This is a genomic window from Pseudogemmatithrix spongiicola, assembly GCF_030623445.1.
Taxonomy (GTDB): domain Bacteria; phylum Gemmatimonadota; class Gemmatimonadetes; order Gemmatimonadales; family Gemmatimonadaceae; genus Pseudogemmatithrix; species Pseudogemmatithrix spongiicola.
The window spans coordinates 1,685,093-1,702,511 of sequence record NZ_CP130613.1; the positions used below are offsets into that span (position 1 = coordinate 1,685,093).

Here is a 17,419-nt window from a genome sequence, read left to right on the forward strand (position 1 = left end):
CTGCATTGCCACAGGGGCACGGAGGCACAGAGCCGTGCGTGCCTCGCGGAGAGTTCCTGCCACTTCAACACAACGGAACAACGGCCCTGAAGGCTTCACGCACAGAGGCCGTCGACGCGTCGCGCACGGCTCCGTGCCTCTGTGCCTCCGTGGCGAAGTCGATCCTACTTTGCGTCCAACGCCGCAACGCCCGGCAGCACCTTGCCTTCGAGGAACTCGAGCGAGGCCCCACCGCCGGTCGAGACGTGCGACATCGCCGTCGCGAGCCCGGCCGCTTCGACGGCCGCGGCAGAGTCGCCACCGCCGACGATTGTCGTCGCGCCCTTCTTCGTAGCCTCGACCATCGCCTGCGCGATCGCATTCGTGCCCTTGTCGAACGGCGCCGTCTCGAACACGCCCATGGGCCCGTTCCAGATGATGGTCTTCGCCGATGCAATGGCGCGGGCATAGCTGGCCGCCGAGTCGGGGCCGATATCGAGCATCGCCTCGTCGGTCGGGATCTCGTCGCGCTTCACGGCATGCGCCTTCGCGCCCTCGGCGATCGCCGGCGCCACCGTCGCGTCGTGCGGAATCGTCAGGCGAAACGCCGCGCGCTCCATGAGGTCCTTCGCCATGTCCACGCGGTCCGGCTCGACCAACGACTTGCCCGTCTCGAAGCCCATGGCCTTGTAGAACGTGCAGGCCATGGCGCCGCCGATGAGGATGCCGTCCACCTTGGGCAGCAACGCCTCGATGACGTCGATCTTGCCCGAGATCTTGCTGCCGCCGAGGATCGCGATGAACGGACGCTTCGGCTTCTCGAGCGCCCCGCCGAGGTAGTCGAGCTCCTTCTGCATGAGCAGGCCCGCGACGGCTGGCTTGAGCAACTTCGCCACGCCCTCAGTGCTCGCGTGCGCGCGATGTGCCGCGCCGAAGGCGTCGTTCACGTAGAGGTCACCCAGCTTGGCGAACGCGGCGCTCAGCGCCGCGTCGTTCTTCTCCTCGCCGGCCTCGAAGCGCGTGTTCTCCAGCAGGCAGACCTCGCCATCCATGAGCGCCTTCGTCGCCGCCTCGGCCTCGGCGCCCACCACGTGCGGCACGAAGGTCACCGGCTTGCCCAGCAACTCCGCGAGCCGCGGCGCGACCGGCGCGAGCGAGTACTTCGCCTCCGGCTTGCCCTTGGGGCGGCCCAGATGCGAGCACAGCACCACGCGGGCGCCGGCCTTGAGCAGCGTTTGGATGGTCGGCACGGCCGCACGGATGCGCGTGTCGTCCGCGACCTTGCCGTCGTCGCTGAGCGGGACGTTGAAGTCCACGCGCACGAGGGCCCTGCGGCCGGCGAGCTCCGCGGCCCCAAGGTCCTTGATCGTCTTGGTGTGCATGGGACGCGCCTTAGAGCGACTTGCCGACCATCTCGAGCAGATCGACGCAGCGCGACGAATAGCCCCACTCGTTGTCGTACCAGCCGGAGACCTTCACCAGCGTCCCGTCGATGACGTTCGTGCACTTGGCATCGAGCACCACGGAGTGCGGGTTGCCGATGTAGTCCACGCTGACGAGCTCTTCCTCGGAGTAGCCGACAATCCCCTTGAGCGCGCCCTCGGCGGCCGCCTTGAACGCCGCGTTCACCTCGGCGATCGTCGTGCCCTTCTCGACCTCCACCGTGAGCTCCGTGATGGACACGTCCGGCGTCGGGACGCGGATCGACGTGCCGTCGATCTTGCCCTTCACTTCCGGGATCACCAGCGAGGTCGCCTTCGCGGCGCCCGTCGAGGTCGGGATCATCGAGAGCGCCGCGGCACGCGCACGGCGCAGGTCCTTGTGCGGCAGGTCGAGGATGTTCTGGTCGTTGGTGTAGCTGTGGATCGTCACCATCGACGCGTGCTTCATGCCGAAGGTATCGCGCACCACCTTCACCATCGGCGCGACGCAGTTCGTGGTGCAGCTGGCGTTCGAGATGATCGTGTGCTTGGCGGCATCGTACTTGTCGCCGTTCACGCCGAGCACGAGCGTGATGTCCTCGCCGGTGGCGGGCGCGGAGATGATCACTTTCTTCGCGCCGCCGGCGATGTGCTTCTTGGCGTCGTCGGCCTTCGTGAAGCGCCCCGTGCTCTCGAGCACCACGTCGACCTTGAGGTCCTTCCACGGCAGCAGCGCCGGATCCTTCTCCTTCAGGACCTTGATCTTGTCGCCGTTGATCGTGATGGACTCGTCGTCGTGCGACACGGTGCCCTCGAAGCGGCCGTGCACCGAGTCGTACGTGAAGAGGTGCGCCAGCGTCTTCGTGTCCGTGAGGTCGTTGATGGCGACGATATCGAGGTTGGCACCGCGCTCCTTGGCGGCGCGGACGACCTGGCGGCCGATGCGGCCGAATCCGTTGATGCCAACGCGAAGCTTTGCAGACATGGCCCGGTTCCTGTGGGCAGACTGTGAAGGATCAAGGGCGGTCCGCAGCGGTGCGGGCCCGGCCAAACGTCAGGTAACTCAGGGTGCGGGCCCCCGCCTCGAACAGCGCCTCGGCGCAGGCATTGAGCGTCGCCCCGGTGGTCAACACGTCATCGACGAGGATCAGGTGCCGGCCAGTGACCTGGGCCGCCGCGAAATCCGCGCACGAGAACGCGCCGTGAACGTTCGCCAAGCGCTCCCCGCGAGTCAACGAGGTTTGCGACGGCGTCGCTCGCCGGCGCTGCAGCACGTCGGTCCAGACGGGCAGCCCCCAGCGGCGTCCCACGGCCTCGGCGAGCCGCTGCGCCTGGTTGTAGCCTCGCGCGCGCTGCTTGGCCGCCGCCAGCGGCACTGGAAGCAGCGCCGCGCGCTCCCGCAACACGTCAGGCGGCCACGGCAGGCGTGCAATCCGCGCGCCCATCTCCTCGGCGACGGTGGGCCAGCCGTCATACTTGAGCGCGGCCAGCAGGCCGGAGCTGACGGGATGCGGAACCCAGCAGAGCGACCGGGCGCAGCGCACGAACGGCGGCAGGAGGGCGCAGCCATTGCAGGCGCCACGCGGCGCACGGGGATGGCCGCAACGCAGGCATTGCGGCTGTGGCAGCAGCGGGAGCCGCGCCCAACAGGCGCCGCACACCACACCGCGTTCGTGCTCGGCTAAGGCGGCCTCACACCTCGCACAGTGCCGTGGGAGCAGCAGCTGCAGGGCTGCTGTGGCCATCGCTCGCAACATGCTGGGAGGATGTGCCTTCCAGCCTGCCGACGTATCAGCGGCGTATTGCGTCCAGCATCACTTGCCGCGGCGCGGGTAGGCCGAACCACCGCTCGAAGGCGAGGGCGCCCTGCTCCACCAACATGCGCAGTCCATCATCCGCCGCGAGTCCGCGTGCGCGGCAGGCCGATACCCACCGTGTGGGCACTGCGCGCCCGTAGACGAGATCGAGCACGGCCGTGTGCGGATGCAACGCCTCGGGCGGAAACGGGAACGCGTCGTCCGGGTGTAGGCCGAGCGGCGTCGCATTCACCACGACGTCCACCGCGTCCAACACCTCGCGATTCAACAGCTCCGCGTCGGTGACGGCCTGCGCCCGCGCGCCGAGCGGCGCGATGAACGACCGCGCCTGCTCCGGCCGACGGGCGTGCACGCGCAGTGCAGCGCCCTCCCAACCCCGAACGGCCTCGCGCACGGCCAGCGCGGCACCACCGGCACCAAGCAGGAGCACGCGCAGGCCCGTGAGGTCGCGCTCGAGCAGCGACGAGAGTGCCGCCTCGAATCCGCCCACATCGGTGTTGTCCCCGTGGAGCCGGCCGTCGGCGTCGGACCAAAAGGTATTAACGGCGGCCACGCGTTCGGCGAGCGGCGTGAGCACGTCGCAGCACGCCATGGCCGCCTGCTTGTGCGGCACGGTGATGTTGCCCGCCGCGCCCTCTTCGCCAAGCCGCTCGAGCGTTGCACGCAGGGTATCCGGCGCGACGTCGAGCGCCTCGTAGCGCAACGGAATCCCGAGGTGATCGAGCGCCGCCTGCTGAAAGCGCGGCGAGAGCGAGTGCGCCACGGGATGGCCGAGCAGCACCAGCCGCCGTGGCTGGGACACCGGTTCAGCGGCCGGTGCTGCCGCGTTCCGCCGCGACGCGGTCGAGGATCTTGCCGATCGCGCGGTCGAGCTCGGCGAACGTCGCGCGATACGCGTCGAGATCCCCGCCAAACGGATCGGCGATCGGCGTCGCATCGCCGCCATGCGAGGCGAAGTGCGCAAGCAAGTGCGTCTTTCCCGCACCACCGAGGGCGACGGCGCGCTCGGCGTGATGCGGGCCCATCGTCAGCACGAGGTCGGCGGCGGCGACGATCTCGCGCGACAGCGCACGCGCGCGATGACCTTCGAGGGCGAGCCCGTGCTCAAGCGAGACGAGCAGCGCACCGTCAGACGCGGGCGCGCCGTCCCAGGCGCTCGTGCCCGCGCTGCCGACCTGCAAATCCGTCAAGCCGCGCGCCGTCACCGCCGCCCGTGCGATGGCCTCGGCCATCGGCGAACGACAGGTGTTGCCCGTGCACACGAAGAGCAGCTGCATACGCGGAAGTTAACGGTCGCCCACGAGGTCGGGGCAACTCGCGCGGAGCACGTCGGCGGGAATCGCGCCAGGACGGATCACGCGCGGCCGGCGCCCGGTGCAGTCCACGACGGTGGACGGCGTGTCGGTTGGCAACTGGCCGGCATCGAGCAGGAGCACCTGCCCCGCAGCGATCGGGCCTGCGAAGTCGCGGAGAACCTCGCGCGCCGCGGTGGCGGCGGGTTCCCCCGGCCGATTCGCGCTGGTGCTCGTGATCGGGTCGCCGAGCGCTGCGATGAGCCGCTGCAGTCCGGGATGCGGCGTCCATCGCACGGCGACGCCACCTTCAGGTCCGCGCAGGCGGTCTGGGATGCGACGCTCGCCGCCCGGAAGCACCAGCGTGAGCGGCCCCGGCCAATGCCGAGCCGCGAGCATCGCCGCGGGCTGCGTGAGGTGCAGCCCCAGCCGCGCGAGCATCGGGGTGTCCGATACCAGCAGCAGGAACGGCTTCGCCGCCGGTCGTCGCTTGAGCGTCACGAGGCGCTCGATGGCCTCGTTGTCGATCGTCGTGCCGAAGCCGTACAGCGTCTCCGTCGGGTACGCGAGCACGCGCCCCTCGCGCAGATGGGCGAGCGCCGGACCGAGCGCCGCCCCGATCTCCTCTTGAGACCAGAACGGCAGCCCGCGCGGTTCAGGCATCGTCGCCCTCGTTCCACCCGGCCATCAGCTCGGCGCGCGCGAAGTCCGCCGCTTCGGTGACCTTGAGCGCACGTTCGCTACCCCGCACCACGTGCACCGCGATGCCGAGGCGCTCGCAGAGCGCGGCATCGTCGGTGGCCTCGGCGTGCCAGCCGGCGCGCTTCGCCTCCGCGTGCGCCTGCACGATCACGTCGCGCGGGAATCCCTGCGGCGTCTGCGCGCGCCAGAGCATCTCACGGCTCACGGTCTCGACGATCCGGCCGTCGGCATCCACGCGCTTCAGCGTGTCCACGACCGGCAGCGCTGCGATCGCCCCGTGCCCTTTCTTCGCCTCGTCCATGACGCGGCGGATCATCGGCACGCTCACCAGCGGGCGTGCCGCGTCGTGGATCAACACCGTCGTGCACTCGGCGGGCAGGTCCTCGAGTCCATTGGACACCGACTCGGCGCGCGTCTTGCCGCCCACCGAAATGAGCATGCGCTCCGGATCGCTCTGGAAGATCCACGGTGGCGGATCGCCCGCGTACTGCTTGGGCAGCACGCAGACGACCATCGCGACTTCGGGAATCGACTGGAACGCCTGCAGCGAGTGCAGCAGCATCGGCTTGCCGGCCACCCAGCGCAGTTGCTTGAGTTCCGCGCCGCCGACGCGGCTCCCACTGCCGCCCGCGACGATCACGACGCCGACACGGCTCATCGGAACAGCGCCCGGAACAAGGCCACCAGATCCGGCACGCCCTCGACCTTGAGCTGCTTGGGCAGCCGCTTCGGCACCGAGCGCTGGCTCACGAATGCCCGGCGCATGCCCATCTTCTCTGCTTCGAGCAAGCGACGCTCCGCCTGCGAGATGCCGCGGATCTCGCCGCCCAGCCCGACCTCGCCAAGGAAGATCGCGTCACCGGGCAGCGGCTTGTCGTAGAAGCTCGACGCCAGCGCTGCGGCCACTGCGAGATCGCCGGCGGGCTCCTGCACGCGCACGCCGCCGACCACGTTCAGGAAGACGTCGAGCTGCGCGAACGAGAGTCCCGCGCGCTTGTCGAGCACGGCGAGCAATAGGGCGAGCCGACGCGCGTCGTAGCCCGTACTCACCCGCTGCGGCGTGCCGAAGCCCGCCTTTGCCGCGAGGCCCTGCACCTCCAGCAGCATCGGCCGCGAGCCCTCCATGAGGCAGGTCACCGCCGAGCCACTGGCCGGCGATTCGCTGCGCTCACCGAGGAAGAGCGCGCTGGGATTCTCGACCGCCTCGAGCCCCTGCACCGTCATGCGGAACACGCCAATCTCGTCCACCGAGCCGAAGCGGTTCTTCGTGGCGCGCAGCACGCGGTGATCCGCCGAGCCCTCGCCCTCGAAGTAGAGCACCGTGTCCACGATGTGCTCGAGCGTCTTCGGCCCGGCGATGCCGCCGCCCTTCGTCACGTGCCCGACGACGAACACTGCGGTCCCGCTCTCCTTCGCGAAACGCATCAGCCGCGCCGCGCACTCGCGCACCTGCCCCACGTTGCCGGGCGCGCCTTCCAGATCGCCCGTGAACACCGTCTGGATCGAGTCGACCACCATCACCTTGGGCTGCGCCTGCGCGGCGGTGGCGAGAATTGTCTCGAGGTTTGTCTCGCCGAGCAGCGCGACGCTGCCGGCGGTCGAACCCAGCCGATCGGCGCGCAGCTTCACCTGCAGCGGCGATTCCTCGCCGCTCACGTAGAGGCAGCTATGTCCCTCGCCCTCGAGCCGCGCCGCAACCTGCAGCAGGATCGTGCTCTTGCCGATGCCCGGCTCGCCGCCGACGAGGACCATCGAGCCTGGCACGACGCCGCCACCGAGCACGAAGTCAAACTCGGCGATTCCCGTGGTCCACCGGTGCTCCTCCGCGCCCAGCACGTCGCGCAGGCGCGGGGTCTCGAGCACCTGACCGCCCTCGCCGAAGGCGTTCGCACCCCCGAGGCGCCGCTGGGCGCCGGCGGCCTTGCTCGCGCTCACCTTGGGCGCCACGAGCTCCTCGACGAGCGTGTTCCACTCGCCGCAGGTGTCGCACTTGCCCTGCCAACGCAATGACTCGGCGCCGCACTCCGTGCAGCGATAGACGGACTTGGCCTTCATCGCCATGGCCGGCTCCGGCGTCGCGGACGCGCGAGACCTCGCATCACCCCTCGTGCTGGCGGCTGGTCCAGTTCTCGAAGCGCGTGTGCGACTTCCGGTAATGCAAGCGGATGTGGCCCGTCGGCCCGTTACGCTGCTTGCCGACGATCACTTCCGCGTAGCCGTCGAGCGGGATGTCCGTCGTGCCCGACACCATGCGCGGATTGCCTTGGTCGTCGTAGGGCCGCTCGTTCATCTCGGGGCGGTAGATGAACAGCACCACGTCGGCGTCTTGCTCGATGGCGCCGGAGTCGCGCAGGTCGGAAAGCTGCGGCCGGCGATTCTCGCCGCCGCGCTGCTCCGAGGCACGCGAGAGCTGCGAGAGCGCCAGGACCGGCACCTCGAGTTCCTTGGCCAGCGCCTTGAGGGAGCGGGAGATCGCCGAGACTTCCTGCTGACGGCTCTCCGAATTCGGCGGACCGCTGAGCAGCTGCAGGTAGTCGACGATGATCAGCTTGATGTCGGCCTGGCTCTTGAGGCGGCGTGCGCGCGAGCGCACCTCCAGCACCGAGAGGCCCGGCGTGTCGTCGATCCAGATCGGCGCCTGGCCCAGCAAGGCCGCGGCCTTGGCGAGGTTCGACGCGTCCTGCGCGGTCAACTGACCGCTGCGCAAGCGTTGGGCATCCACGTATCCCTCCGAGGCGAGCATACGCAAGAGGAGGGATTGAGTACTCATTTCCAGCGAGAAGATCGCCGTCGGAACATTGCCTTCGATGGCCGCGTATTGCGCGACGTTGAGCACGAAGGCCGTCTTGCCCATCGACGGACGCGCCGCGACGATCACGAGGTCCGAGGGCTGGAAGCCCAGCGTCATCTTGTCCAGGTCGACGAAGCCGGACGGTACGCCGGTGATGCTGCCGCCAGCGGTGCGCAGCACCTCGATGCGCTCCATCGCGCTCCAGAGCAGGCTCTTGATGCGGATGAAGCCTTCGCTGCCGCGCTGGTCGTTCAGCTCGAGAATCTTGTGCTCGGCCAGGTCGAGCAGCTCGGCAATCTCCGCCGGCGACTCGTGGCCCTCGCGCACCAGCGAGGTGGCCGTCTCGATCAGCCGCCGCCGCAGCGCCTTGTCGCGGACGATGCGACAGTGATGCTCAACGTTCGCCGCGGTCGGGATCTCATCGAGCAACCCGCCGATGTACTCCTTGCCGCCCGCCGCCTGCAGGTCGCCGCGCTGCTCGAGCTCGTTCGAGAGCGTGAGCGGATCGACCACCGCGCCGCCGTTGTGGATCGCCTGCATCGACCGGAAGAGCCGGCGATGCCCCTCACGGTAGAACATGTCTTCCGTGACGAGCTCCAACGCGGTGACGATCGCGTCGCCGGAGAGCAGCATGGCGGCAAGCACGGCACGCTCCGCGTCCTCCGACCAAGGAGGGCGGCGGTCCGCGAACGCATCAGGCGGGCCCTTACGGGCGATCGAAAATTCGACGGGCGAGCTGGACATCTTCCCAGGCGGGGCGCTTCCAGTTGGGGTTCCGCAGCAGCGCGGCGGGATGATACGTGGCCACGAGCGGGATCCCGTGATACCGGTGCACGACGCCCCTCAACTTACCGATTGGCGCGTCGGTGGCTAGCAGGGTTTGCGCGGCGAAGGTGCCCACGCAGAGGATGACCTTGGGCTCCAGCAGCTCAAGCTGCCGCAGCAAGAACGGACGACAGGCGTGGATCTCGTCGCTGCTCGGGTTGCGATTCCCGGGCGGCCGATGCTTGAGGACGTTGCAGATGAAAACGTCCTCGCGCTTGAAGCCAATCGCCTCGAGGATCTTCGTCAGCAACTCGCCACTCTTGCCGACGAACGGCCGGCCGAGTTCATCTTCAGTCTGCCCGGGCGCTTCGCCGACCACCACGAACCGCGCCTGCGGGTTGCCTTCGCCCGGCACGTGATTGAGCGCGGTACTCGAGAGCGCGCAGAGCGAGCATCCGGCGATTGCGCCGGCCACCGCCTCGAGCGACTCGAGATGGGCGAGCCCGCTCGGCGCGGCGCCCGCCCCCACCTGCAACGGCGCCCCTGACGCGCTCGGCGAGCGATCGGCATCGCTGCCCGGTGCGCCGGCCGTCGGCGCCGTGGTGCCGGCAGGAGCAACGGCCGAGGCGGTATCCAACGGCTCGGCAGCGCGCGTCTCTGCCTTCGGCGCGGGCTTCGAAACCGGCTTCGCAGAAGCGCCGCCTTCCTCGGCGTTCACGGCTCGCAACGCCTCGCGCCAGTCGCCCGACGCCGCGGCCGCTTCGGCCGCGCGATGCAGATCCGAGTCGCCGCGCGGGGGCATGCGCTGCGCCTCACGCCCTGGCGCCGCCGCGGCGCTCCGCGGCGTGCCGCCGGCGAGTGCGGCGCTGCCGCCAAGGGCCTTGAGCGCATCCTCGATCGACAGCGAATCGAGCACGAACTCAGTCTCGCCGAGTTCGCGGCGCTGCTCGAGATACTGGCGCAGCCGCTCGAGCGACTCGCTCACAGCATGGCCTCGATGCGATCCAGGATCGCATCGGCGGTCTCGCGCTTGCTGAGCAAGGGAAACTCCTCCGCCGTCCCATTCGCGGCGAAGATCGTCACGCGATTGGTATCGTGCCCAAAGCCGGCGCCCGCCTCGCGGGCGCTGTTCGCAACGATCATGGTCAGCTGCTTGGCCGCGAGCTTCTTCTGCGCGTTCTCGGCCACGTCGTCCGTCTCGAGGGCGAAGCCGACGGCAATCATGCCCGCTTTGCGGTGCCCGGCCGTGGACTTGAGAATGTCCGGCGTCTCCTCGAGCGCGAGCGTCGGCGCCGTGCCCGTCTTCTTCATCTTTGCAGACGCGACCTGCGCCGGGCGGAAATCGGCAGGCGCGGCGGCCATGATGAGCACGTCGGCATCGCCGACCTCGCTGGCAACCGCCTCGGCCATGTCCTGCGTCGTCTCGACCGGCTTCAGCACTGCGCCCACCGGCGCAGGCGCGCTCAGCGGCCCGTGCACGAGCACCACCGCGGCGCCGCGACGCCACGCCGCCTCGGCCAAGGCGATGCCCTGCTTGCCCGTGGAGTGATTGGTCAGGTAACGCACCGGGTCCAGCGGCTCGCGTGTCGGGCCCGCAGTCACGACGATGCGCTTGCCGGCCAGCTTGCCGCGGGGCTCGAGCAACCGCGCAGAGTGCGCGACGATGGTCTCGGGTTCCTGCATGCGCCCCTGCCCCGCGCCTTCATCGGGCGACGCCAACGGCCCCACGCCCGGGTCGAGGATGTGCTTACCCTGCGCCGCCAGCGCCGCGCAATTGGCCCGCACCGTGGCGTTGGCCCACATCTTGTCATTCATCGCCGGCACGAGCAGCACGGGGCACTCCGCGGCCAACAGGGTGGCCGAGAGCAGCTCATCGGCATGGCCATGCGCCGCACGCGCGAGGAAATCAGCCGTCGCCGGGGCAATGACGATCAGCTCCGCCTCCCGGGCGAGCCGGATGTGGTCGAGGGCGTGCCCGTCGCCGATGAGGACGGTGTGCACCGGGCGCCCGGTGAGCGCCTCAAAGGTCACGCTGCCGATGAACTCGCGCGCGGACCGGGTCAAAACGACATCCACCTGGGCGCCGGCCTGCGTGAGCAGGCGGGCGAGCCAGGCGGACTTGTAACTGGCGATCCCCCCGGTGACTCCGAGGAGGATGCGGCGACCGTCAAACGGGCGCACGGCGCGCAGGCCCGAGGCCGACGCCGCGCGGGTTACGCGCCCTTGGCGCGACGGCGCGGCACCACGCGGTACTCGATGTCCCCGTCCTTCAGGTCCTCGAGCGCGCGGGTGGAGAGCTTCTTCTCGTTCTTCGAGCGGTCGCGCGGGAACTCGTTCAACACACGCGCATACTTGGCCGCCACGAGCACCGCGAGGTACTTGTTCGTCGCGTGCTCGGTAATGTCCTTCGGCGTAAAGACTTGCATCGGACTGCTCCTGAAAATTGGCTGCTGCCTAGACCTCGAAAGATAACCAGCGGCCGGGCGTTCCGAAACCGGGCGGACCCCCTGCTGCGCCGGCCCGCCTGGTCCCTCGGCCGGCCCTAGATCCGGGCCATCAACTCCTGCTGGATCCGCGTCACCACCCGGTCCACGTCCTTGCCGAGGGCCGGCAACCGCTCGCGCTTGAGGGTCTCCTCGTCGATGAGCGCGCTCACGCGCGCGACGGCGTCCTCGAGGTTGTCGTTCACGACCACATGCTGGTAGCGCTCCGCCTCCTCGAGTTCCTGTATCGCGTTCCGGAGCCGCAGCGCCAGCATCTCCGTGCTTTCGGTGTTCCGGCCCGCCAGCCGCGCCACCAGGGCCTCGGCGGAGGGCGGCACGACGAAGACCGTCACCGCATCGAGGAAGCGCTGCACCACCTGCCGCGCGCCCTGCACGTCGATGTCGAGCATCACGTGCTGGCCGCGGTCCATCACCGCCTTCACCTCGCGCACGAGCGTACCGTACTTCCGCCCGTGCACTTCCGCCCACTCGGCGAACTCCCCGCGCTCCACGGCGGCGTCGAACTGCTCGGGCGTCAAGAAGTGGTAGTCGACGCCATCCACCTCGCCGGGCCGCGGGGCGCGGGTCGTGCAGGACACCGAGTAGCCCACGTCGCTGCGCCGCTTCAGCAGCATCCGGGCGATGGTCGTCTTGCCCGCACCCGAGGGCGCGGAGAGCACGAGCGGAAACGGCTGCCGCGTCACTCGACGTTCTCCACCTGCTCGCGGATGCGCTCAAGCTCTTCCTTGATCGCCACCACGTCCTGGAGCATCGGCGCGTCGTTGGCCTTGCTGCCGGTCGTGTTCGCCTCGCGCAGCATCTCCTGCAGCAGGAACCCGAGGCGCTTGCCGACGCCTTCGCCCGTCTTGCTCGCGAGTGCCTCGCGGAACGCGGCGATATGACTCGCGAAGCGATCCAGCTCTTCGCCGACATCGAGGCGGTCGGCGAGAATGGCAATCTCCTGCGCCAGTCGCTGTGGATCGACGGCGATGCCGCCCGCCAGCTTCTCGACGTTCTCGCGCAGTCGCTCGCGTTGGGCGAGCACGCGCTCCGGCGCCCGTGCCGCGATCCGCGCGACCGCCTGCTCCACCAGCGCCAGGCGCTCGGCGATCACCTGCGCCAGGCGCGCACCTTCCGCCGCCCGCATGGCCTGCAGGGCGACGACCGCCGCGTCGACGACGGGCAGTAGTTCCTCGACGGTCGCGGCATCGAGGCCCGCGTCGTCGCGCGTCAGTTGCAGCACGTCCGGCATGCGCAACACCGTCGCGACATCCACGGCGCCATCCAATCCGTGCCGCTGTTGCAGGGCCTTCAGGGCCGACGCTGCGGCGGCGAACTTCGCCTCGTCCACCAGTGTCGCGGCCTCTTGCTCACGCACCACGCGTGCCGAGACCGTGACATGTCCACGGGCGATCCGCTGGCGCAGGTGCTCGCGTACGTCGCCTTCAAACCGCGACAGCGCGCTCGGCAGCTTCAGGCTGGGATTGAAGAACCGATGGTTCACCGAGCGGAGCTCCACACTCAGGCGCGTGCCGCCGACCGGTCCTTCGGCCGTTCCAAACCCAGTCATTGATCGCAGCATAGAGCCCGTAAGTTACGCAGCCGCAGTCACTTGGACAAGCGACCTAGTTCCAGAACTCCCAGCGCACACCGTACTGCTGGATGAGGCGCGGCATGAGGTAGCCGGGCACAGTCTCGTAGACCTCGCCCGTGAAGTTCCGGTTGTGGAAGAAGATGTGCGCCTGGCCGAGCCGGATGTCGATGAGGATCGCCTGCACGCCGGTGCCCTTGGCCTTGAGCACAGTGCCGCCGGCCCCCGGCGCGAGGAGATCGCTGCGATAGTCATGCACGAAGCTCCCCCGCAGCCAGAACGTGTCGCGCTTGAGCCAGCGGCGCAGGCCGGTCTCCACCTGCAGCGCGGAGCGCACCTGATGGCGCGGGCGGTAGAACTGTTCATCCCCCCAATCGACGCCGTACACGTCGAGACTGAACGGCCCCCACACTTGGCCGCCGAACGCGAGGCTGAACCCGCGTGATTCCGGAATCCGCGCCGCAGTGAACAGCGTGTCGTAGATCGCCAAACCAGCAACGCGCGCCTCGGACTGCTGCACCGCCCCGACTCGCAGCCAATGGCGCGGGAGCTCGAGCCCGAGTTCTGCGCGGGCCGTGCTCCGGTCTGGCCCCTGGACTGCGGCGTTTGCGGGCGTCTGCTGCCCGGCCGCGAGTCCCAATGACAGCCACCGCAGCGGCAGCAACCGCGCGCTCACGTCCACGCGCCGTGTCGAATCCGGGCCATCGACTTCCGCAAACGCCGCGAGTGCCAGCCGTTCACGCTCGTACGACGCGCGAATGCTGGGCGCGAGCCGCGCCTCACCCCCGCGCACGCGGTAGCGCGCCGCAGCGCTCAGCCGCAGCGCACCCTGTGTCCATCCGCCCGTCAGCACGTACTGCGACTGCGAGCGCAGGGTATCCGGATCCGGCGTCGTCCCGCTCGAGGCGAGCGAATCGTCCTCCATGTACGCCTGCGTCGCGGCGATGGCCTGCGCCCAAAATCCCTCGGCCTCCGGTTGCCGGAATCCGACGCGCAGGTAGCCAAGGCGCTCGCTGCCTTCGAAGCGCGGGATCGCCACGTCCACGGGCGCGCTCCCACGCACGTAGCGACGCGTCGCCGCCCGCTTCCGCCCGGAGGACATGCCCACCGCGTCCACGCTCCAGTCGCCGGCCGCCCAGCCCAGCCGCGCCACGCCGCCGAACGAGTCGCCATCGCCGCGCGTGAGGCCGTTGATCACGCTGAACTGCTGGGCCGCAATCTGGAATCCGCCGCCATTGTGCAACCGCCGCGCGTAGTAGCCGCGATACAGGGTGAAGTTCTCGGCGCCCGTGCCGACGTCCACGCGCGTCTCCGGCGTCGTGCGCTCGGCGCGCCAGGTTCGCAGATGCACGCGCAACTCCGTGGCCGCGCGCTCGACGGCGACTTCTTCGAGGCCGTAGAGCGGAATCGCCGCGAGGTCGAGCTGCTCGCCCATGCGCGCGTCGAGCGCGTCGAGCTCCACGCCGTCCAGGAACACGCGGACCCGGCCCGGCTGACCCTGCCAGCTCGTGACGATGGGCGCCATCAGGTAGCCCGAGCGCACAATGCTCGCGCCGGGGACTTCCGCGATGAGTTCCGCGAGGTTCTGCGCGCCGGTGACGAAGATCGTCTCGCGCGACCAGACGTACTGCCGCCCGCGCAGCTCCGCGCCGCGAGGACGCTCCGCGGCGGCAAATGCCGTCTTGAGGGTATCGCGCGGCGGTGTGCTATCCCTGCGCGCAGCGGTGCTGTCATTGCGCAGCGGAACCGTGTCCTGCGCGCCAAGGCACGACACCAACGGCGCCCCCATGAGGAGGGCGCCGAACCACAGGGTGCGAATCAGCGCGCGCGTCCCCGTACGAACTCGACGAAGGTGCGCACCGGCACGCCCGTGGGACCCTTGGGCATCACGACGAGATCCGTCTCCGAGTAGGCCGTGCCGGCCACGTCGAGGTGCACCCACTTCATCTCTCCGGCGAAGTGCTGCAGGAACAGGCCCGCGGTGATCGTCCCCGCACCGCGCCCACCGATGTTGCGGAGGTCCGCCACGTCGGACTTCAACTGCTCCTTGTACTCCTCGAACAGCGGAAGTTGCCAGGCCAGCTCGCCACCGCGCCCGCTGGCGGCCAGCACCTCGTCGACCGTGGACTGGTCGTTGCCCATCACGCCGATCGTCACGTTGCCCAGGGCGATGACCACGGCGCCCGTGAGCGTCGCCGCGTCCACCACCGCCTGGGGCTTGAAGCGCTTCGCGTAGTGCAGCACGTCGGCGAGCACGAGACGCCCCTCGGCGTCCGTGTTCTGGATCTCGATCGTCGTGCCGTCGCTGGCGCGCACGACGTCACCGGGACGGATCGCATCGCCGTCCACGACGTTCGTCGTCGAGCCGACGAGGCCGACGACGTTGACGTTCGGCTTGAGGTGGCCAATCGCCTCCATCGCGCCGAGCACACCCGCCGCGCCGGACATATCGAACTTCATCGTCTCCATGCCCGCCGCCGGCTTGATGCTCACGCCACCGGTGTCGAAGCAGAGGCCCTTGCCCACCAACGCGACCGGGGCCGCGCCGCGCTTGCCGCCGTTGTACTCGAGGACGATCAGCTTGGGATCCTGCGTCGTCCCCTGCGCGACCGCGAGGAACGACCCCATGCCGAGCTTCTCCATGTCCTTGCGGCCGAGCACGGTGAGCTTCATGCCGTGCCGCTTGGCGATGTCCTGCGCCGACTCCGCGAGGTAACTCGGCGTGCAGATGTTGCCCGGCAACATCGCGAGCCGGCGGGCCAAGCGCTGGCCCTCGGCCACCGCGATGCCTGCGGCCAACGACGCCTTGGTCGCGGCGACGTTCTCGACGTAGATGCGCGCCGTGGCGAGCGGCTTGCGCGGCTTGCCCGTCTTCGGCGTCGCCATCAACTCCCGGAACTCCCAGCTGCCGAGCGAGAGGCCGACCACGACGCCTTCGACACGCTCACCCTGCAGGTCGTCCGCCCACAGCGCCATCGTGCCGACGTTCAGCGCATTCGCCTTGCGGCCCGCCATGGTGGCCGCCCGCGTAAGTGCGCGCGTGTCGTTGGCGCCGCAGCCGACCAAGAGCACGCGCTGCGGCCCCGCACCCGGGTTCACGACGAGCAGGGTCTCGTCCTTGCCGCCGCTGAAGTCACCGCGACGGATGGCCAGCGACAGCGCGCCCTTCGTGGCCTTGTCGAGCGCCGAGAGCGCACGCGGCAACTTGGGCTCGGCCGGCAGCAGGACGGCGAGCAGCGGCACCGCCGCCCGCGCGGCGTCGCCCTTGGTCGTCGTGAACGTCAGGGACATCAGGCCATCCCCTTGATGATCGCGTCACCGAAGCCGGAGGTGCTCACCTCGGTGGCCCCCTGCATCTGCCGCGCGAGATCGTAGGTGACGGTCTTCGCGGCAATCGCCTTCTCGAGGCCCGTGACGATGAGCTTCGCGGCCTCGTTCCAGCCCATGTGCTCGAGCATCATGACGCCCGAGAGGATCACGCTGCCCGGGTTGATCTTGTCGAGACCCGCGTACTTGGGCGCCGTGCCGTGCGTGGCTTCGAAGACGGCCGCCTCGTCGCCGAGATTGCCGCCCGGCGCAATGCCGAGGCCGCCGACTTCCGCCGCGAGCGCGTCGGAGATGTAGTCGCCGTTGAGGTTCGGCGTCGCGACCACGCTGTACTCATCCGGACGCAGCAGGATCTGCTGGAACATCGAGTCGGCGATGCGGTCCTTGAGGACCACGGCGTCGGCACGGGCCTTGCCGCCCGCTGCCGCCAGGTCCGCCTCGGCCACCACGTGCTCCCCGAACTTCTCCTTCGCGAGCTCATAGCCCCAGTCGCGGAAGCCGCCCTCGGTGAACTTCATGATGTTGCCCTTGTGCATCATCGTCACCGACGGCCGGTGCGTCTTGAGCGCGTACTTGATGGCCATCTCGATGAGACGCTTGGAGCCGAACGCCGACATCGGCTTGATGCCGATCGCGCTCTCCGGACGGATCTTCTTGCCGAACTCCTTCTCGATGAACTGCCGCAGCTTCTCGGCCTCGGCCGTACCGGCCCGGAACTCGATGCCGCTGTACACGTCCTCGATGTTCTCGCGGAAGATGACCATGTCGACCTTCTGCGGCTCCTTCACCGGCGCACCGACGCCCTGGAAGTAGCGCACGGGCCGCACGCAGGCGTACAGGTCGAGCTCCTGGCGCAGCGCGACGTTCAGCGAGCGAATGCCGCCGCCCACGGGCGTCGTCAGCGGCCCCTTGATGGCCACCTTGAACTCGCGCACGGCCTCGAGCGACTCGGCCGGCATCCACTCGCCGGTCGCGTTGAACGCCTTCTCGCCGGCGAGGATCTCCATCCAGTGGATCTTGCGCTTGCCGCCGTAGGCGCGCTCGACGGCAGCGTCGAACACGCGCACGGACGCGCGCCAGATGTCCGGGCCGGTACCGTCGCCCTCGATGAACGGGATGATCGGCTGGTCGGGCACGCGGAAGTCGCCGCCCGAAGCCTCGATGCGCTCACCCTTCGCGGGGACGCGCGCGTACTTGTAGGTCGCCATTGGCTGGATTCACGGAGGGGGTGGAAGCGGAAAGCTAGGGGCC

General features: G+C 69.4%; 17 protein-coding genes and 1 pseudogene. All 18 read right to left on the bottom strand.

All coding sequences use genetic code 11. The features are described 5' to 3' along the window. Positions 1-164: 164 nt before the first annotated feature. The gene (locus tag Strain318_RS07690; protein WP_367885124.1) at positions 165-1,361 is read right to left on the bottom strand and encodes a phosphoglycerate kinase; all 1,197 of its coding nucleotides are present in this window, start codon (positions 1,359-1,361) and stop codon (positions 165-167) included. A gap of 10 nt (positions 1,362-1,371) precedes the next feature. Continuing rightward, positions 1,372-2,385 (bottom strand): type I glyceraldehyde-3-phosphate dehydrogenase, encoded by a 1,014-nt coding sequence (gene gap / locus Strain318_RS07695; protein ID WP_367885125.1) that lies wholly within the window; start codon positions 2,383-2,385, stop codon positions 1,372-1,374. A gap of 31 nt (positions 2,386-2,416) precedes the next feature. Beyond that, the gene (locus tag Strain318_RS07700) at positions 2,417-2,944 is read right to left on the bottom strand and encodes a ComF family protein (protein ID WP_367887897.1); all 528 of its coding nucleotides are present in this window, start codon (positions 2,942-2,944) and stop codon (positions 2,417-2,419) included. Between the two features lie 30 nt (positions 2,945-2,974). After that, positions 2,975-3,157 (bottom strand): annotated as a pseudogene (locus Strain318_RS07705) (double zinc ribbon domain-containing protein); the annotation flags it as partial. Positions 3,158-3,191: 34 nt separating this feature from the next. After that, positions 3,192-4,019: a shikimate dehydrogenase family protein gene (locus Strain318_RS07710; protein WP_367885126.1), complete on the bottom strand. Its 828-nt coding sequence runs from the start codon at positions 4,017-4,019 to the stop codon at positions 3,192-3,194. A 4-nt stretch (positions 4,020-4,023) separates the two neighbouring features. After that, on the bottom strand, positions 4,024-4,494 hold the full coding sequence (locus Strain318_RS07715; protein ID WP_367885127.1) for a low molecular weight protein arginine phosphatase: 471 nt from the start codon (positions 4,492-4,494) through the stop codon (positions 4,024-4,026). Positions 4,495-4,503: 9 nt separating this feature from the next. Continuing rightward, positions 4,504-5,172 carry an L-threonylcarbamoyladenylate synthase gene (locus Strain318_RS07720; protein WP_367885128.1) on the bottom strand — a complete coding sequence of 223 codons (669 nt, stop codon included), beginning with the start codon at positions 5,170-5,172 and terminating at the stop codon, positions 4,504-4,506. Beyond that, positions 5,165-5,869 carry a 2-C-methyl-D-erythritol 4-phosphate cytidylyltransferase gene (gene ispD, locus Strain318_RS07725; protein WP_367885129.1) on the bottom strand — a complete coding sequence of 235 codons (705 nt, stop codon included), beginning with the start codon at positions 5,867-5,869 and terminating at the stop codon, positions 5,165-5,167. Before ispD ends, Strain318_RS07720 begins: the two co-directional genes overlap by 8 nt. Next, entirely contained in the window at positions 5,866-7,272 is a 1,407-nt protein-coding gene (gene radA / locus Strain318_RS07730; protein WP_367885130.1) for a DNA repair protein RadA, read from the bottom strand. The genes ispD and radA overlap by 4 nt, the downstream gene beginning before the upstream one ends. 37 nt (positions 7,273-7,309) lie before the next feature. Further along, entirely contained in the window at positions 7,310-8,746 is a 1,437-nt protein-coding gene (gene dnaB / locus Strain318_RS07735; protein ID WP_367885131.1) for a replicative DNA helicase, read from the bottom strand. After that, positions 8,709-9,752, bottom strand: a complete 1,044-nt coding sequence (locus tag Strain318_RS07740; protein WP_367885132.1) for a uracil-DNA glycosylase — start codon at positions 9,750-9,752, stop codon at positions 8,709-8,711. The genes dnaB and Strain318_RS07740 overlap by 38 nt, the downstream gene beginning before the upstream one ends. Continuing rightward, a complete protein-coding gene (gene coaBC / locus Strain318_RS07745) occupies positions 9,749-10,948 on the bottom strand; it encodes a bifunctional phosphopantothenoylcysteine decarboxylase/phosphopantothenate--cysteine ligase CoaBC (RefSeq protein ID WP_367885133.1) in 1,200 nt (399 codons plus the stop codon). The genes Strain318_RS07740 and coaBC overlap by 4 nt, the downstream gene beginning before the upstream one ends. 32 nt (positions 10,949-10,980) lie before the next feature. Then, positions 10,981-11,193 carry a DNA-directed RNA polymerase subunit omega gene (locus Strain318_RS07750; protein WP_367885134.1) on the bottom strand — a complete coding sequence of 71 codons (213 nt, stop codon included), beginning with the start codon at positions 11,191-11,193 and terminating at the stop codon, positions 10,981-10,983. Between the two features lie 116 nt (positions 11,194-11,309). Then, the gene (gmk, locus tag Strain318_RS07755; RefSeq protein ID WP_367885135.1) at positions 11,310-11,954 is read right to left on the bottom strand and encodes a guanylate kinase; all 645 of its coding nucleotides are present in this window, start codon (positions 11,952-11,954) and stop codon (positions 11,310-11,312) included. After that, a complete protein-coding gene (locus tag Strain318_RS07760) occupies positions 11,951-12,820 on the bottom strand; it encodes a YicC/YloC family endoribonuclease (RefSeq protein ID WP_367885136.1) in 870 nt (289 codons plus the stop codon). Before Strain318_RS07760 ends, gmk begins: the two co-directional genes overlap by 4 nt. Before the next feature lie 55 nt (positions 12,821-12,875). Continuing rightward, positions 12,876-14,615 carry a TonB-dependent receptor plug domain-containing protein gene (locus tag Strain318_RS07765; RefSeq protein WP_367885137.1) on the bottom strand — a complete coding sequence of 580 codons (1,740 nt, stop codon included), beginning with the start codon at positions 14,613-14,615 and terminating at the stop codon, positions 12,876-12,878. A 44-nt stretch (positions 14,616-14,659) separates the two neighbouring features. Next, positions 14,660-16,132: a leucyl aminopeptidase gene (locus tag Strain318_RS07770; RefSeq protein WP_367885138.1), complete on the bottom strand. Its 1,473-nt coding sequence runs from the start codon at positions 16,130-16,132 to the stop codon at positions 14,660-14,662. Continuing rightward, positions 16,132-17,376 carry an NADP-dependent isocitrate dehydrogenase gene (icd, locus tag Strain318_RS07775; protein ID WP_367885139.1) on the bottom strand — a complete coding sequence of 415 codons (1,245 nt, stop codon included), beginning with the start codon at positions 17,374-17,376 and terminating at the stop codon, positions 16,132-16,134. Before icd ends, Strain318_RS07770 begins: the two co-directional genes overlap by 1 nt. Positions 17,377-17,419: the final 43 nt, after the last annotated feature.

What these genes read in the sequence shown, in the direction of transcription:
- Strain318_RS07690 (WP_367885124.1), bottom strand. Translation starts at nt 1,361, where the DNA reads ATGCACACCAAGACGATCAAGGACCTTGGGGCCGCGGAGCTCGCCGGC.
- gap (WP_367885125.1), bottom strand. Translation starts at nt 2,385, where the DNA reads ATGTCTGCAAAGCTTCGCGTTGGCATCAACGGATTCGGCCGCATCGGC.
- Strain318_RS07715 (WP_367885127.1), bottom strand. Translation starts at nt 4,494, where the DNA reads ATGCAGCTGCTCTTCGTGTGCACGGGCAACACCTGTCGTTCGCCGATG.
- Strain318_RS07720 (WP_367885128.1), bottom strand. Translation starts at nt 5,172, where the DNA reads ATGCCTGAACCGCGCGGGCTGCCGTTCTGGTCTCAAGAGGAGATCGGG.
- ispD (WP_367885129.1), bottom strand. Translation starts at nt 5,869, where the DNA reads ATGAGCCGTGTCGGCGTCGTGATCGTCGCGGGCGGCAGTGGGAGCCGC.
- radA (WP_367885130.1), bottom strand. Translation starts at nt 7,272, where the DNA reads ATGGCGATGAAGGCCAAGTCCGTCTATCGCTGCACGGAGTGCGGCGCC.
- dnaB (WP_367885131.1), bottom strand. Translation starts at nt 8,746, where the DNA reads ATGTCCAGCTCGCCCGTCGAATTTTCGATCGCCCGTAAGGGCCCGCCT.
- Strain318_RS07750 (WP_367885134.1), bottom strand. Translation starts at nt 11,193, where the DNA reads ATGCAAGTCTTTACGCCGAAGGACATTACCGAGCACGCGACGAACAAG.
- Strain318_RS07760 (WP_367885136.1), bottom strand. Translation starts at nt 12,820, where the DNA reads ATGACTGGGTTTGGAACGGCCGAAGGACCGGTCGGCGGCACGCGCCTG.
- Strain318_RS07770 (WP_367885138.1), bottom strand. Translation starts at nt 16,132, where the DNA reads ATGTCCCTGACGTTCACGACGACCAAGGGCGACGCCGCGCGGGCGGCG.
- icd (WP_367885139.1), bottom strand. Translation starts at nt 17,376, where the DNA reads ATGGCGACCTACAAGTACGCGCGCGTCCCCGCGAAGGGTGAGCGCATC.